Source organism: Liquorilactobacillus aquaticus DSM 21051 (genome assembly GCF_001436755.1).
Classification (GTDB): domain Bacteria; phylum Bacillota; class Bacilli; order Lactobacillales; family Lactobacillaceae; genus Liquorilactobacillus; species Liquorilactobacillus aquaticus.
This window is the reverse complement of sequence record NZ_AYZD01000015.1, coordinates 290817-306795: the sequence shown is the minus strand read 5'-3', so window position 1 is coordinate 306795 and position 15979 is coordinate 290817. Positions and strand designations below refer to the sequence as shown.

Here is a 15979-nt window from a genome sequence, read left to right as displayed (position 1 = left end):
AAAAAGGAGTGTCGTTTTATGAAACTCAAGTCTCTAGTCATTAATGGTTTTAAGTCCTTTGCAGATAGAACTGAAATTGATTTTCAACCTGGAATGACAGCGATTGTTGGACCTAATGGTAGTGGTAAAAGTAATATTATTGAAGCTATTCGCTGGGTATTAGGAGAGCAATCGGCCAAAAGCTTACGTGGTGACAAGATGCCTGATGTAATTTTTGCAGGTTCGAACGACAGAGTTGCCCTCAATCGGGCTGAGGTTTTAATTACTTTTGACAATAGTGATCATTACTTGAATATGCAAACCGAAGAAGTAACCATTACACGAAAAATTTATCGGGACGGAAGTAGCGAATTCTTAATTAATGGGCAGCAGGTGCGTCTGAAGGATATAGTTAATTTGTTTATGGATACTGGTTTAGGACGTGAATCCTTTTCAATCATTTCTCAAGGACGGGTGGAAGCAGTTTTCAATAGCAAACCACAGGAGAGACGGCTGATTATTGAAGAAGTCGCTGGTGTTTCAAAGTATAAAAAAGAAAAACAAAAAGCTGAATTGGAATTAGCCGAAACAAAAGAGCATTTAGAGCGAGTTGCTGATATTATTGATGAATTAAAAAAGCAACGTGAACCTTTGAAAGAACAAAGCAGTATAGCTAAAGATTATCTTTCGCAGAAGAAAATTTTCGATCAGTATAATATTAATCGTCTAGTGTTGGAAATTAAAATTAACAAGAAAGATTGCACAAAAGTACAAAACGAGCTCGAAAAACTTAACGAGCAAATAGACATAAGAAAGACGAAACTTAAGAAACAACAGAAAAAAGTTAATGATCTGCATACGAAAGAACAATGTTTAAATAAGCGAATAGACCGAATTCAAGAACGACTGGTTAAAATAACAAAAGAAAGCGAACGACTTAGCGGTCAAAAAAATATGTCTCAGCAAGAACATAAGTTTCAGGAAACTCGATATAAGGAACTTATACAGCAGAAAACTGAAAATCAAGCAAACTTGGCCGTGATTAAAAGCAAAAAGGCTGAATTGATTACAGATATCAAAGATCTTGAGTCTACGCTAAAACATTGGCGCGCAAAAATTTCAGATCTGACTAAAAAAGCAAACATTAATGAGGCGGCGGTTGAAGGAAATATTGAGGATTTGCGATCGGCAATTATTGAAAAAATGCAGGTGCAAACAACACTCAGGAATAAAGCTGCTTATTTAGAAAAAGAAGAGAAAAAGCGAACTTCGAGTAAGAAAATCGTCAATCAAAGAATCGATCAGATTCAGCAGAAAATTTCAGATCTAAAAAAAGAACAAAAACAGATAAAAAATGACTTTACACATTTACGAGAGTATATTGCGACATTAACTAAACAAATCAATGAAAATCAGAATCAATTGAATGAAACTAAAGAAAAAAGTGATACACATAAGCAACAATGGTATAAAGCATTGGAAATTTTCCAAAAAGCTCGAGCTCAATATGAAGGTTTAAAAAATATTACTGCAAACTATGCAGGGTATTATCTGGGGGTTAAAGAAGTTTTGAAGGCGCGTGCTCAGCTTAAGGGGATTGCTGGTCCAGTGGTAGAAATATTGAAAGTTCCAACTGAGATAGCGCATGCAATTGAAGTTGTTTTAGGGGGACAGCTGCAAAATATTGTTGTGACTGATGAACAAGCTGCAAAAAGAGCGATTTCTTTTTTAACTAAAAATAAGCTTGGTCGGGTGACTTTTCTTCCACGGACCACGGTTCGCCGCCATTTTATAAGTGTGTCACAACGCCAAGCTTTATCAGGAATGACGGGTGTTTTAGGAGTAGCTAATCAGTTGGTGAAATGCAATAATGAAGAAGATTTACCAATTTTGGACTACCTCTTAGGAATGACGGTTGTTGTTGAAAAAATGGATAATGCTATCCAGGTTGAGCGTGTATTGGGGCATAGTGTCAGAATCGTAACTTTAGCCGGAAGTATTATTAATTTAGGCGGCTCAATGACTGGAGGCAGCTCAAAACAGCATCGAATTGGATTGCTTGAGCAAAAGCAAAGAGTAACACAGTTGGCAGAAAATATAAAAAGAATGCAAGAAAAAATGTCTGATTTAGAGCTTAAAGGTGCAAATCTGCAAAAGAAAAAAGAAGAGGACGAAATCCTTCTGGCAACTGAGAATAAAGAATTGAAGGAAAAGCAAAAGCAGTTTGAGGAATTGAAAAGTAAACTAATAATTATTCAAAATGATTTGAAATATCAAGAAGAGCAACTTGAAATCTATCAAACTGAATTTGAGAGTTCAAACTTTGAAAGTCAAAATTTTACAGCAGATCAGAATACTCTAAAAAAAGAATCGGCCAAAATTTCACAAGAATTAGAAAAAATGCGTCAAGAGTACGATGAACAAAAAAAGGGTTTAACCAATCTTACACAGCTGCATAAGCTGAATGAACAACGTTTGCGAGAAGCACAGCAGAAATTTGCTGTCATTAAAGAAAGATCACGTGCCAAAGCTATTCAACTAGATGAAGCAGATGAGCAGATAGAACAATTAGAGAAATTGAATGTCAAGGCTCAGACAATGTTATCTGAAATTAAAAGAGAACAGTCGCTTCGGCAATTAAAGGGCTCAGATATTGCTTCTAAGGTTAAAGTATATGAAGAAGAGAGTGCTGAGGCGCGTTCTGAGCTTGAGAAGGAGCAGTTGCAAAGAGAGGAAATTCATGAGCAAGCAGCGAAAGCAGAGAGCGATTTAGAAAGGTTAAATCAGCTCCAAGAAGTTGTTTTCGATGAAAAAAGAAGACAGAGTGTTAAGTTCAGCAGATTGAATACACTGTTAGACCACAGTTTGGTTGAATTAACCGACAAATATCATTTAACTTATGAAAAAGCCTCTGCTGGCATTATTGATAATGATCTTGAACAAGTTCAGCATAAGTTAAAACTACTTAAATTAGGAATATCTGAATTAGGAAATGTCAATCTTGGTTCGATTGATGAATATGAACGTGTAAATAAACGGTATGAATTTTTAGCGACACAGCAAGAGGATTTAATGTCCGCAAAAGAACAACTTCAAAAGAGCATGTTCGAAATGGATGATGAGGTTAAGACACGTTTTGGCAGGACCTTTAAAGAAGTTGCTGCAGAGTTTAGTCGCATTTTTCCTCAGATCTTTGGCGGAGGTCGTGCGACACTGAAATTGACTACACCAGAAGACTTGTTGACAACAGGAATTGAAATAATGGCTCAACCGCAAGGCAAAAACTTACAACAGCTTTCTTTGCTGTCCGGTGGAGAACGTGCCTTGACAGCAATTACGCTTTTGTTTGCAATTTTGAAAGTCAAACCTGTTCCTTTTGTGATTCTTGATGAAGCCGAAGCTGCTTTAGATGATGCCAATGTTGAGCGCTATTCTCATTACTTACACACCTTTCATGATCGGACACAATTTATTGTTATTACGCATCGAAAGGGAACAATGGAGCATTCAGATGTTCTTTATGGCATTACAATGCAAGAGTCTGGTGTTTCCAATACAGTTTCAGTATCTTTAGAAAATATTTGATGAGATTTACTCAGGAAAATATAGTAATTCACTTTAAGGAGGGCAAAAAATGGGATTTTTTGATAAACTAAAACGTGCTTTTAGTGGTGAAAAGAAAGAACAACAAAATGAAGATTCAGAAAAGTATAACAAAGGGCTCGAAAAATCGCGCAAAACCTTTAGTGACAAACTTAATGAATTGTTTGCAAATTTTAGGACGGTCGATGAAGACTTTTTTGATGATCTAGAGGAAACTTTGATTGAAGCTGACGTCGGTTTTGACACTGCTGTTAGAATCAGTGATGAATTGAAGCAGGAGGTCAAATTAAAAAACGTAAAGTCAAAGTCTGAAGTCTCACAAACAATTATTGAAAAATTAGTTAATTTATATGAAATAGAAGGTCAAAATGAAGATAAAGAGCTGCATTTCTCCGAAAAGGGATTGACGGTTTTCCTTTTTGTTGGTGTTAACGGAGTGGGAAAAACAACCACAATCGGTAAGCTAGCACATCGATACAGGCAGGAAGGCAAGAAAGTAATGTTGGCTGCTGGAGATACTTTTCGTGCAGGTGCAACTGAGCAACTGGTCGAGTGGGGTCGACGTGTTGATGTTACCGTTGTTCGTGGACCAGAGAAGAGTGATCCGGCGTCTGTTGTATTTGATGCAATAAAAAAAGCTAGGGATGACAATTATGATATCTTACTTGTTGATACGGCTGGCCGTTTGCAAAATAAAGTTAACTTAATGAATGAACTTGCTAAAATTTCTCGCATTATTACACGTGAAATTCCAGATGCACCGCAAGAAATTCTATTAACTCTTGATGCAACAACGGGACAAAATGCATTGACGCAGGCTAAGCAATTCCGAGATGTGACACATGTGACGGGAATTGTACTAACAAAGTTGGACGGAACAGCGCGTGGAGGTATCGTGTTAGCAATTCGTAATGAATTACATTTACCAGTTAAATTGGTTGGACTAGGGGAGCAAATGGACGATCTGCGTGATTTCAAACCTGAAGAGTTTGTTTTAGGTTTATTTAAAGGACTGCTTGATGAAAATTCTGAAAGTTAATCAAAAATGGGTGTGAGTGAAAATGGCAATTGAGAAAACGAATCGAATAAACGCACTTTTTGAGTTTTACGAACCATTATTAACGAAAAAACAAGTAGTGTATATCGCACTTTATTATCGGGATGATTATTCTCTTGGCGAGATTGCCGAAAATTACAACGTTTCAAGGCAAGCTGTTTATGATAATATAAAGAGGACCGAGAAGATTCTTGAAACTTATGAGTCAAAACTGCAATTATTACGACGATTTCAATTGCAGAGTAATAAAATTGATGAACTTATGGATTATGTTCAGCAGAATTATGCAGATGATGAAGCTTTATTGAGCTTAATGAAACAATTAGAAGATTTAGAAGAATGAAAGTTGGTGGCTAGAAGTGGCATTTGAAGGTTTAACTGAACGGTTACAAACTGCAATTAGCAAATTAAAGCGTAAAGGCAAGGTTAGTGAATCAGATGTAAAAGAAGTTATGCGTGAGATACGGTTAGCTTTACTTGAGGCTGATGTAAACTTCCAAGTCGTTAAAGATTTTGTCAAAAAAGTCAGAAAAAGAGCTATTGGTTCAGAAGTTTTAGAAAGTTTAACACCTGCGCAACAGATTGTTAAAATTGTTAATGACGAGTTGACCAAGGTTATGGGGTCAGAGGTCTCCCAACTTAACCAAGCTCCTAAAATTCCAACTATCATTATGATGGTTGGGCTGCAAGGTGCTGGGAAGACAACGACTGCCGGTAAACTAGCCTTAAAATTAAAAAAAGAACAAAATGCGCGCCCCTTATTGATAGCTGGAGATATTTATCGGCCAGCTGCCATTGACCAATTGAAGATACTTGGTGAAAATATTAAAGTTCCGGTTTTCTCATTGGGAACAGACATTTCACCAGTTGAAATTGTTCGTCAGGGACTAGAATTTGCGCAGGAAAAGAAAAATGACTATGTGATCATTGATACGGCGGGACGTCTCCAAATTGATGAAAAGCTGATGAATGAGTTAGCGGAAATAAAGAAACTCGCACTTCCCAACGAAATTTTGCTGACTGTTGATGCAATGACCGGTCAAAATGCGGTTGATGTGGCCAAGGGCTTCAATGAGCAACTCGACGTCACAGGGGTCGTTTTGACGAAATTAGACGGCGATACGCGTGGTGGTGCAGCGTTGTCTATCCGTGCGGTAACAGGCAAACCGATTAAGTTTATTGGTCAAGGCGAAAAGATGACAGATTTGGATCTTTTTTATCCAGACCGTATGGCCTCACGTATTCTTGGAATGGGGGATATGTTGACCCTCATCGAAAAAGCTCAACAGGACTTTGATGAGAAAAAAGCTCTGGAAGTACAGTCAAAAATGCGCGAAAATAGTTTTGACTTCAATGATTTTATTGACCAAATGGAGCAGTTACAAAAGATGGGGCCAATGGAAGATGTTATCAAAATGATTCCAGGAATGGCTAATAATCCAGCTTTGAAGAATATTAAGGTAGACCCTAAAGACATTGAACATACTAAAGCGGTTGTCTATTCAATGACGTCTAAGGAGCGTGAAGATCCTGATTTGCTGAATCCTAGCCGGCGCAGGCGGATAGCGGCCGGTTCAGGTCGCCCTGTCCAAGAGGTCAATCGGATGATCAAGCAATTCAATCAAATGAAGAAAATGATGAATAAAGTGTCGAAAGGAAACTTTTCCGGAATGGAAGGTATGTTTGGGAAGGGTATTTCTGGAAAGCTTGCTAAAATGTCAATGAATTCCATGGCGCGTAAAAGCAAAAAAAGAAAATTAAAAAGATTACGAAGCAAAAGAAAGCGCAAGTAATTGCGCTATTTAGGGCTAGTAAAAAGCATTTTTTTGTGTCTGTCAAGAAATAATGCTTTACACCAGCTTGAATTACTGGTATATTATTTATCGTTAAGAAGATATTAGGAGGTGTATTTCAATGTCAGTTAAAATCCGTTTGAAACGTATGGGTTCCAAGAAACGTCCGTTCTATCGAATCGTTGTTGCAGATTCACGTTCACCACGTGATGGTCGCTTTATTGAGAATGTCGGTACGTACAACCCATTAACAGAACCTGAAAAAATAACGCTTGAAGAAGAAAGTATTTTAAACTGGTTGAGCAATGGTGCTCAACCATCAGATACTGTACGCAATATTCTTGCTAAAGAAGGACTCATGAAGAAATTTCATGAAGCTAAGTTTTCCAAGAAATAAGGTTGAGTAAAATGACAGAAGCGGATGCAAAACAATTAATTATAACGATTGTTGAACCACTAGTTGCTAAACCCGACAAGGTTGATCTACAGCTTGTTGAGGCAGGTCATTTTATTGATTTTAATTTAAGGGTTGCCCCCAGTGATACTGGTCGAGTGATCGGAAAGCACGGTCGAATAGCACAAGCTATTCGAACTGTTGTGTATAGTGTATGCAGAGACGATTCGCATCGCGTTCGTCTGAATATTATAAATGATTAATGAAAACCTCCTGATGAAGCAGCAATGTTTTGTTTAGAGGTTTTCTTTTTAGTAGAAAGGAGAAAAAATGGAGTACTATGAAGTTGGGCGAATTGTGAATACCCATGGTATCAAGGGCGAGGTAAAGGTCGCTGTTACAACTGATTTTGCAACTGAGCGTTTTAAAAAGGGCAAAAAGCTCTATATTCTTCAAAATGAGGGTGAAAAAATAGTTAGCTTAAAAATAAAAAGTGCCCGAAATTTCAAACAATTCCAGCTTTTAGTGTTTGAGGGAATGGAAGACATTAACTTAATGGAGAAGTATAAAAATAAGAAGTTGATGATATCTGGACAAGATCAAGAAGCTCTCTCAGATGGAAGCTATTATCATCATCAAATTGTTGGATTACATGTTGTTGATGAAAATGATCAATCTCTTGGAACAATAAAAGAAATTCTTAGCTTAGGTGCAAATGATGTTTGGGTGGTAGAGAGAACTGACAGAAAGGATCTTCTTTTACCAGCTATTAAGGATGTTATCAAGCAAGTGGACATTGAAGCTGGTATAGTGCGCGTTGAGCTTTTAGATGGGTTGGATGATTGATGAAAATTGATATTTTAAGTTTGTTTCCAGAAATGTTTACAGGTCCGCTTAATGAATCAATTGTTGGTAAAGCAATTGAAAAAAATATAGTGGATGTAGATATAACCAACTATCGCGATTATACTCAAAATCGGCAGCACCATGTCGACGATTATCCATATGGCGGCGGGGCAGGAATGCTTTTGCAAGTTCAGCCCTTATTTGATGCTTTAGATGCAGTTGAAGAAAAAAACAAGGACCTTGGGGATGTTATTTTACTTGATCCAGCGGGGCGCAAATTTGATCAGACGTTAGCTACAGAACTTTCGATGAAAGATCATCTTACGTTTATTTGTGGGCACTATGAAGGATATGATGAGCGTATTAGATCGCGAGTGACGAATGAAATTTCTCTGGGTGACTATATCTTGACAGGTGGAGAATTGGCCGCTATGGTCATTATTGACGCCACAGTCAGATTGTTGCCAGGGGCACTGGGAAACAACGAGTCAGCGCCTGGTGACTCGTTCTCGGACGGCTTATTAGAATACCCCCAATACACACGTCCCTCAGAATACCGGGGGTTAAAGGTACCTGATGTGCTGTTGAGTGGCAATCATCAAAAGATTGATGATTGGCGTCAAAGAGAATCTTTGAAGAGAACTTTTGAAAGGCGTCCAGACCTTTTGAATAAGATTGAACTAAATGATATGCAAAAAAAATGGTTGAGAGACTTGAAAAAATATGGCAGGTCTTGAACTAAAATAAGGTCTATGGTAAAATAAAACTCGGCTTATGCCACAGTAACGATATTCCGCTGCAATTGGATATGAATGTCGGTGAAAGGAAGAAAAAAAATGAATCCATTGATCCAAAAGATTACAGAATCTCAATTACGTAATGATATTCCTGATTTCCGTCCAGGAGATACCGTGCGTGTATATGCACGTATTGTTGAAGGTACACGTGAACGTATCCAGCTTTTTGAAGGTGTCGTTATAAAGCGTCGTGGACAAGGTGTTAGTGAAACATATACAGTTCGCAAAATTAGTAATGGTGTTGGGGTTGAACGTACATTCCCAGTTCACACACCACGTGTTGAAAAGATTGAAGTTGTTCATCAGGGACGTGTTCGTCGCGCTAAGCTTTATTACCTGCGTGCATTACATGGTAAAGCTGCTCGTATTCCTGAGAAACGTCGTAAATAAAAATTGCTGGAAAACCTTGCGGAAGCAGGGCTTTTTCGACTCTTCATCAACTGTTGTTGGTGAACCCATATATTAGGGTTCTAATCACTTTGTGATTAGGGCTCTTTTTGTATTAATTTTAAAAGCATATAGTACCCGAATTCTAAATCTAAAGAAGTTGCGATACCCAAAGCTGGCTCATTTGATTGCTTTGATTTTATTATTAGATCCTTCTAAAGGACCGTTTGAATACTGAGTAATAAAGGTATTATAGATTTCCTCATGATGGGTTTGAAGCATTTCAATGATACTGCTCATTTCCTCAGAAAAGCCTTCGGCTTTCCGGAAGGCGGCATTGTAGTTATTCCAGTCTTTGTGTTGAATAGCTGTTCGCAAGTGATTTAGGACTTCATAAGTTTGTTTAAGTTCGGAATCAAGGGATAACAGACTATGAACGACGTCTGTAGCAGTGATCCAGTAAGGAAAATTGGTCCATTTATGAAAATGTTCAAAGTCCAGCTGTTCAGAAGGTACTAACAATAGTTTCCAGTAGCTTTTAAGCGCGCGAAATTCACGGGAAGAAGGGGCAAACTGTTTCATCAGTCTGACTCTAGTCTTGTTAAACGCGCGATTAAGGGCGTTGATGATGTGGAATTTATCCATGACCACGATTGCGTTTGGAAAGACTGTTTTAGCAAGTTTGAGATAGGTATAATTCATGTCCGTAACGATAACCTTGACTCTTTCTCTGGCAGCTTGATCAAAGTGAAAAAAGTGCTTCTCTAGTTGATGAATGGTTCGAAACGGCAATAGGTCAATTAATTCATGCGTTTGCGCATCCATGGACTCAAAACTCATGGCACCTGTGGCTGACTTAGTGCTTTTAATCTCATCCATCAGGATGACTTCAGGTAAATAGTGCCAATTCGACCGAAAGTCCCGGACCGCATGCATCAGTTCCCGACCAACGAAGGAGTCAGATGGTGATAGCTCATTAGCAATGTGCTTCAAAGATACCGGTTCTTCAAGTTTCTCTAAGCATTCTTTTCGTGTTGGATTGGAAATCGTACAGTGTTTCGGAACTAAATCAGTTTGAGCTAAGAAGGTTGTCTGGCACTGTTTACAATGAAAGTTTCTTCGGTTCAAGTGTAAGATGACATTGTTTCCTAGTATTTTTGCGAAGCGAACGGTTGTTTTACGCCATCCATAATTTTTATATGCTTATCTTCTATACCTAGCAACAATTTGGTAGTATCATTACACATAAGGACATTTCCTTCTTTCTCTAGAATCTTCGTCGTGGTTGGTTTTAATGAATGGACAGGAATGTCCGCTTTTTTGTGTTTAATAATAATATACAAAAAAACTGTCATTAATAATAGATGAAATCTATTACCAACAACAATTATTGTAGAACCTTTTTTTCTAAAGTATATCACCTGTTAATTTTGAAATATTAAGAAGCACAGATGGTTTGTCCTAAAGAATAATATTAGGAATATTGGTTAATCTGTGGTATACTTAATTCACATTGAGCGTTATTTAATTTATAGATCGGGTTTTAATTTGTAAGGATCTTTCATGATAGAGGCGCAGTCTGGGAACTGTAATGATTCCGTAGAGGTTGGGGCGGAATCGGTGGAAGCTAGAGTTTGGATTCGGTTCTTGTAATAAAGTTTTAAAGAAATTTGATGTAACTAACTTGATTAGAGGGCACTGTACACATGCTGTATAGTGCCCTTGTCCATTATTAAGGTATGTGTTTGATTAGATAAACTATTTAGGGGGATACAGAAATGGCTAAGGTCATAAAACCAATTACACTTTTAGTTGATGGTAAAGAAGTGCAAGGTGTGTACAGAGGCACTGATAATGAGTTGATAGATGAGTCACCTAATGGTTCATATTATAGTGGAGAAGGATCATTGATTATTATTTCTAATGAAAATCACTTGGAAATAGACAGTATAAAAAATATGGATGGTAGTAGCCTTCTCAAGGAACCAAGTAAGTTTTCATTGAGTAAAATCGATGTTAGAAATGCTTTTAAAATTGATAAGGTTCTTTTTGATAATATAAAAGATAATATTATTCAATAATTAAATTTTTTTGCAGAAGAATATTTTTGAGCAAATAATTGTTTTTCTATTTACATGAAACAAATATTATGATATAAATTATAATGTTGTTAATTGCTCAGTAGTTCAGTGGTAGAATAATTGACTGTTAATCAAGAGGTCGTAGGTTCGAATCCTACCTGAGCAGTGATTAATTGGTGATAGTTCTCCAACAGTGTTTTGGGGATTAGATTGTTTTTTATGTAAATGAGTTTTTAAGAACCCATCTTCTTTATAAGAAGGTGGGTTTTTTATTGTTTAGGGAAAAATTAAATTTTTAGAATAGAATATTGTCAGTCAGTTTTCCAATGATATCACGGTTGATGTTGGTGAGAGCGTTTTGAAACTCCTCTTCATTCGTATTTAAGTAAGTCTTTGATTCATAATTAGACGCAGTGATTTTTAACAATCCACCTTTGAGTGAGAGGTCAAAAGGATAATCATTGATCGTACACTGTTTTGTTAGTAGAACAATTTGTTTGAATGTACCATCAGGTTTATATTCCAACAATAGTCTGACATTTTCACCTTGATATTTATATATTCTTATCCCTTTTAACGTAAAAAATTTTACTTTGATGTGCATGAAAATTACCTCCGATTATTAATTAATAGTTGTTTTTCCCAAAAACAATATTACTCTAATAATCGACAGTATAGTAATTTCATTTAACTTAAAATAATAAATAATAATAGATTTAAATTATATTAAAATATATAAAAAAAGAAATATACGTTTTTTAAAAGTTTGAAATTAAGTTATTTTTGATGATTGTATAAAAGTTTAAGTTATAAGATTAGTATCGCAGTTCATAGTGAATAAATTAGATGAAGATCTAATTTATAAAAATCCTAACTGTCCTAAACTCAAAGGAAATTTATAATATAATACCATTTAAGTTCTAAATGATGGGAAGCAAAATATTGAGGGGAGTAGCTTTTATATCTTTTGAATAAATTGAAGGTAGTAATTAAGTGTGTGTAGTTTGTTTCTTCTCATAATATAGAGACATTAACTTTGTTACATCTTCTGTTAGGTGTGAAGGAATATGAAGTAATCTGACAAAGTCAGGAGAGTTTGCAATAGCTGAGTTGACATTTTCGCAGTAATACGGAAGGAGAAGCTCTATGGCACCAAGATCTGCTTTATGTTCAATCAAAGCGTGGTGGTTGAAAGTTTGTTCATATAACGCTGAATCATAACGATCCCCAGTAAGAATATGCGCGATTTCATGTGCTAATTGAAAAGTAATTTCATCAGGATTGTGCCAGTTTTCATTCATGACAACACTCCTATATTTAAAAGAGGCTGTGGGAGGAGTATCTTGTTTTAACTCACTTGACCAAACAACGCGGATTCCAAGAAATTTTGCTTTACGTAATAAGGAATCTAAAATCCAATTTTGCATACTGTTCCTCTCCTACCAAAGGGAAGATTTTTAATGGTTGTTCCTAATCATTTTTACGTAAAAGTTTCTGAATTAACTCTATATCTTCCTCAGGGATCGTTTTGCCTTCAAAAGTCAATATGACATCTTTCGTATCTGCCAAATCAATTTCAGGATGGGGATCATTATTTTGTGAACGCCCCATGATGTAATCTAACGATACCCCAAAGTAATCAGCAACTTTTCTAATTCGTTCAGCTGAAGGGGTTCTTTTATTCCATTGATAAATAGTATTACGGCCAAATCCTAGTTCAGCTTCTAATTCATAAACGGACATATTATGATCTTTAGCTAATTTTTTAATACGGTCAACAGCAGTCATCTCAAGTCTCCTAAGTATAATGTTTATAACTAAAAAGTTAGAAAAAGCATTGAAAACTAACATATAAGTTAGTATAATGTTGATGAAGAAAACAAAATTCAATTTAAGTAAAATGAATTGGTTCTCGTAAGTTGTTTTCCACACTTTGAATCAATGCTTATCGTTGATTTTATAATAACGTTTGAGTATCGTCAAACAAATTAACTAACATTTTAGGTAACTAGATAACTGCACAATGAGAGGTGTAAATTATGTCATATGAATTTGCTGATGCTATTTTAATATGTTTAAAGCGTAACAAGCGAATGGGGATTAAACCAAGCTCACAAACAGATATTGCAAAACATTTTGGGCTTTCCAAACCATATGTTAACCAACTAATAAATGGACGTGTTGCTAATTCAAACAATACTAAAAAAAGATTAGAAGAAATAAAAAGATATGTTGGAATGGATAATTAAAAAATAACATTTCTGGGTTAAATGCTCGTTGATGCCACAAAATAAAGTATTTTTGAGAGAAAAGATGTTTGAAATTCTGTTACAAAAATAAAATACGTTTTTTAGACATCTAAAACCAAGTTTGTAAGTCTTAAAAAATGAATAGAAATTGCATTAGCAGTACTTTAATTACAATTAGGGGATCTGCTGCGAAGAACATTTTCTAACAACTTAAAAGTTAGAGGTTGTCTACTAAGGATAGAGTTTAATTGTTTGAAGATATTAAGACGATATGTCAAGCTGAAAATTTGCGATAAATGTAAAGCCTCACGGGTTATACTTAAAAGCTGAAGTCATTTTCAAAAGAATTAAAAGACAGAAAATAAAATCGGTGGAGTTGGTCTTCCCGATCATTGCCGATGAAGCACTAATATGGTTTGTGCCTGACTATGCAAGTAACTAATGTCTAAGTGGAAAAGATTGGTCAATTTATAAACTAAGATTGGATGGGGTCAGGCAAAAATTTTTACCTGACCCCATCCAATCTTAGTTAGTTTAAAATGTTTTTAATGGAGATAAGTTGATTATATTATCTGCAAGGTTGGTTAATAACCCATGACTGAGAAGATAGCAGATAAAACCACGGTCCCTAATGTTGCGATAATCATGACCCAAACAACCAACATGGTTATTTTTTGAAAGCGACTTTTCTTTTTTTTAGCCAAAATATATTCACCTTTCAATTATTTTACAATTTACTATACAGTTGTTGACTTGATTATGTCAAATGTATTAAAGGGACAGTAAGGGTTTCTTTAACTTTAAGAGAAAAGATGAAAAAAGGTTTATGAAATGGGAAACAAATTGAAATCAATGAGATAAACAATTATAATATAGCGAGTGGAAAAATAACCAGAAGAGGTGCAAATTATGTGCGGTTTCGTAGGGTGTTTATCTGATATTGAAAAAGACACTGGAAAAAAATATAATGAAATGATTAAAAAAATGAACAAAATGATTGTCCATCGCGGTCCTGACGATGATGGATACTTTGAAGATAAAAATATTACAATGGGTTTCAGACGCTTAAGTATTATCGACCTAGAAGGCGGTCACCAGCCACTTTCTTACGATAACGAGCGTTATTGGATGACATTTAATGGGGAAATATATAATTATTTAGAATTGCGTGCTGAATTGAAAAAAGAGGGTTATGAGTTTAAAACTGATTCTGATTCTGAAGTTATTCTGGCAATGTATGCTAAACATAAGGAAGACTGTGTGAATTTTTTCAGAGGCATGTTTGCTTTTGTTATTTGGGATCGTCAGGAAAAAACTTTTTTTGCGGCACGTGATCATTTTGGAATAAAGCCTTTTTATTATGCAATAATTGGTGACAATTTTTATTATGGATCGGAAAGCAAAGCTATTTACAAAGTTATGCAACAGAAAACTTTCGATCAGAGTGCATTACAGGATTATATGACCTTTCAATTCGTTCCTGAACCAGAAACTTTGACTCAAGAGATAAGAATGTTGGAACCAGGACATTATCTGATTAAAAAGTTAGATGAAAAAGTCAAGGAAAAGCGTTATTATTATGCACAGTTTAAGCCGGTTATCCGTCCTGAAAATGAATATATCAAAAAGGTCCGTGATGTTTTATTCGATTCAGTTGAAAAGCATATGCGTGCGGATGTCCCAGTTGGTTCTTTTCTTTCTGGCGGGATTGATTCTTCAATTATTGTTGCTATAGCTAAACACTTTAACTCGCAGCTTGAAACAATTTCAGTTGGTTTTCAGCGCGAGGGTTATAGTGAAATTGATGTGGCGAAAGAAACGGCGGAGAAATTGGGAGTTAAGAACTATAGTTCAATTATCACCCCAGAAGAATTTATGAAGGTCTTCCCACACTTTGTTTGGAGTATGGATGATCCTTTAGCCGATCCAGCTGCAGTTCCACAATATTTTGTTGCTAGAGATGCGCGTAAACGTGTTAAGGTGGCTTTGACGGGTGAAGGAGCGGATGAGTTATTCGGTGGATATACGATTTACCATGAACCCGAATCACTCAAACCTTTCCGTTACACTAAACCACTCAATGGTATTTTAAATAAAATAGCGCATCTGATGCCCGAAGGAGTCAAAGGGCGTAGTTTTCTTTTGCGCGGAACAACACCACTTGAAGATCGTTATGTTGGGAATGCTTTTATTTTTAATGAACAGGAAAAGCATCAATTTATTAAAAATTATGATGATTCACATCCATTGCAATCTGTAACAAAACCATTTTATCGTGATGCGCTTAACTATGATCCAATAAGTAAAATGCAGTTTATTGATGTGCATGCGTGGTTGAACGGTGATTTGCTGCATAACGCCGATAGAACTACAATGGCTCACAGTTTGGAACTTAGAACGCCATTTTTAGACAAAGAGGTATTTGCTGTTGCTAGTGAAATTCCCGCGGATTTGCGGATAGCACATGGGACAACCAAATATATTTTACGTAAAGCTGCTGAAGGTGTGGTTCCTGACCATGTCCTAAATCGTAAGAAGTTAGGATTTCCAGTTCCTATTCGTTTTTGGTTACGTGATGAAATGTACGAATGGGCCAAAAATATTATAAATGAATCTCAAACCGAACAATATTTTAATAAAAAATATTTCTTAAAGTTATTGGAAGATCATCGAGAACAGAAAAAAGATAATTCGCGTAAGCTTTGGACGATTTTAACTTTTATGACATGGTACAAAATCTATGTTGAAAGTCCAGATTTGATGGATTCTCAAGCCGCACAGCAACTGGAATAA

Annotated in this window: 17 protein-coding genes and 1 tRNA gene; 13 read left to right on the top strand and 5 right to left on the bottom strand. The window is 36.0% G+C overall.

Annotation, left to right across the window (positions count from 1 at the left end; translation table 11 throughout):
* The first annotated feature begins 18 nt into the window (after positions 1 to 18).
* From smc to rplS, 9 genes are all read left to right on the top strand, one after another.
* On the top strand, positions 19 to 3564 hold the full coding sequence (smc, locus tag FC19_RS04875; protein WP_057875867.1) for a chromosome segregation protein SMC: 3546 nt from the start codon (positions 19 to 21) through the stop codon (positions 3562 to 3564).
* 49 nt (positions 3565 to 3613) lie between these two features.
* Positions 3614 to 4621, top strand: a complete 1008-nt coding sequence (ftsY, locus tag FC19_RS04870; RefSeq protein WP_057875866.1) for a signal recognition particle-docking protein FtsY — start codon at positions 3614 to 3616, stop codon at positions 4619 to 4621.
* A 22-nt stretch (positions 4622 to 4643) separates the two neighbouring features.
* Entirely contained in the window at positions 4644 to 4982 is a 339-nt protein-coding gene (locus FC19_RS04865; protein ID WP_057875865.1) for a putative DNA-binding protein, read from the top strand.
* Positions 4983 to 4998: 16 nt separating this feature from the next.
* Positions 4999 to 6432 carry a signal recognition particle protein gene (gene ffh / locus FC19_RS04860; RefSeq protein WP_057875864.1) on the top strand — a complete coding sequence of 478 codons (1434 nt, stop codon included), beginning with the start codon at positions 4999 to 5001 and terminating at the stop codon, positions 6430 to 6432.
* A 121-nt stretch (positions 6433 to 6553) separates the two neighbouring features.
* Complete coding sequence (gene rpsP, locus FC19_RS04855; RefSeq protein ID WP_057875863.1) at positions 6554 to 6829, top strand: 30S ribosomal protein S16; 276 nt, start codon at positions 6554 to 6556, stop codon at positions 6827 to 6829.
* 11 nt (positions 6830 to 6840) lie between these two features.
* Entirely contained in the window at positions 6841 to 7089 is a 249-nt protein-coding gene (locus FC19_RS04850; RefSeq protein WP_057875862.1) for a KH domain-containing protein, read from the top strand.
* A gap of 67 nt (positions 7090 to 7156) precedes the next feature.
* Entirely contained in the window at positions 7157 to 7672 is a 516-nt protein-coding gene (rimM, locus tag FC19_RS04845) for a ribosome maturation factor RimM (RefSeq protein ID WP_057875861.1), read from the top strand.
* Positions 7672 to 8409 (top strand): tRNA (guanosine(37)-N1)-methyltransferase TrmD, encoded by a 738-nt coding sequence (gene trmD, locus FC19_RS04840; protein ID WP_057875860.1) that lies wholly within the window; start codon positions 7672 to 7674, stop codon positions 8407 to 8409. Before rimM ends, trmD begins: the two co-directional genes overlap by 1 nt.
* A 99-nt stretch (positions 8410 to 8508) precedes the next feature.
* Positions 8509 to 8859, top strand: a complete 351-nt coding sequence (gene rplS / locus FC19_RS04835) for a 50S ribosomal protein L19 (RefSeq protein WP_057875859.1) — start codon at positions 8509 to 8511, stop codon at positions 8857 to 8859.
* A 177-nt stretch (positions 8860 to 9036) separates the two neighbouring features.
* On the opposite strand, the gene FC19_RS04830 is transcribed toward rplS, so the two are convergent.
* Positions 9037 to 9984 carry an ISL3 family transposase gene (locus FC19_RS04830; protein ID WP_420805486.1) on the bottom strand — a complete coding sequence of 316 codons (948 nt, stop codon included), beginning with the start codon at positions 9982 to 9984 and terminating at the stop codon, positions 9037 to 9039.
* Between the two features lie 650 nt (positions 9985 to 10634).
* On the opposite strand from FC19_RS04830, the gene FC19_RS04825 reads away from it, so the two are divergent.
* Complete coding sequence (locus tag FC19_RS04825; protein ID WP_057875858.1) at positions 10635 to 10937, top strand: hypothetical protein; 303 nt, start codon at positions 10635 to 10637, stop codon at positions 10935 to 10937.
* 94 nt (positions 10938 to 11031) lie between these two features.
* A tRNA-Asn gene (locus FC19_RS04820) sits at positions 11032 to 11103 on the top strand.
* Between the two features lie 129 nt (positions 11104 to 11232).
* Here FC19_RS04820 and FC19_RS04815 read toward each other — a convergent pair.
* The 3 genes from FC19_RS04815 to FC19_RS04805 form a co-directional block, all read right to left on the bottom strand.
* Positions 11233 to 11541: a hypothetical protein gene (locus FC19_RS04815; RefSeq protein ID WP_057875857.1), complete on the bottom strand. Its 309-nt coding sequence runs from the start codon at positions 11539 to 11541 to the stop codon at positions 11233 to 11235.
* 385 nt (positions 11542 to 11926) lie between these two features.
* The gene (locus FC19_RS04810) at positions 11927 to 12364 is read right to left on the bottom strand and encodes an ImmA/IrrE family metallo-endopeptidase (protein WP_057875856.1); all 438 of its coding nucleotides are present in this window, start codon (positions 12362 to 12364) and stop codon (positions 11927 to 11929) included.
* Positions 12365 to 12407: 43 nt separating this feature from the next.
* Positions 12408 to 12725 carry a helix-turn-helix domain-containing protein gene (locus FC19_RS04805; RefSeq protein ID WP_057875855.1) on the bottom strand — a complete coding sequence of 106 codons (318 nt, stop codon included), beginning with the start codon at positions 12723 to 12725 and terminating at the stop codon, positions 12408 to 12410.
* 251 nt (positions 12726 to 12976) lie between these two features.
* Between FC19_RS04805 and FC19_RS04800 the strand changes: the two genes are divergently transcribed.
* Positions 12977 to 13186 (top strand): MarR family transcriptional regulator, encoded by a 210-nt coding sequence (locus FC19_RS04800; protein WP_057875854.1) that lies wholly within the window; start codon positions 12977 to 12979, stop codon positions 13184 to 13186.
* A 584-nt stretch (positions 13187 to 13770) separates the two neighbouring features.
* Here FC19_RS04800 and FC19_RS11315 read toward each other — a convergent pair.
* Complete coding sequence (locus FC19_RS11315) at positions 13771 to 13890, bottom strand: DUF4044 domain-containing protein (RefSeq protein ID WP_083488357.1); 120 nt, start codon at positions 13888 to 13890, stop codon at positions 13771 to 13773.
* A gap of 205 nt (positions 13891 to 14095) precedes the next feature.
* Here FC19_RS11315 and asnB point away from each other — a divergent pair, with 205 nt between their 5' ends.
* Positions 14096 to 15979, top strand: coding sequence for an asparagine synthase (glutamine-hydrolyzing) (asnB, locus tag FC19_RS04795; protein ID WP_057875853.1), 1884 nt, complete (start codon positions 14096 to 14098; stop codon positions 15977 to 15979).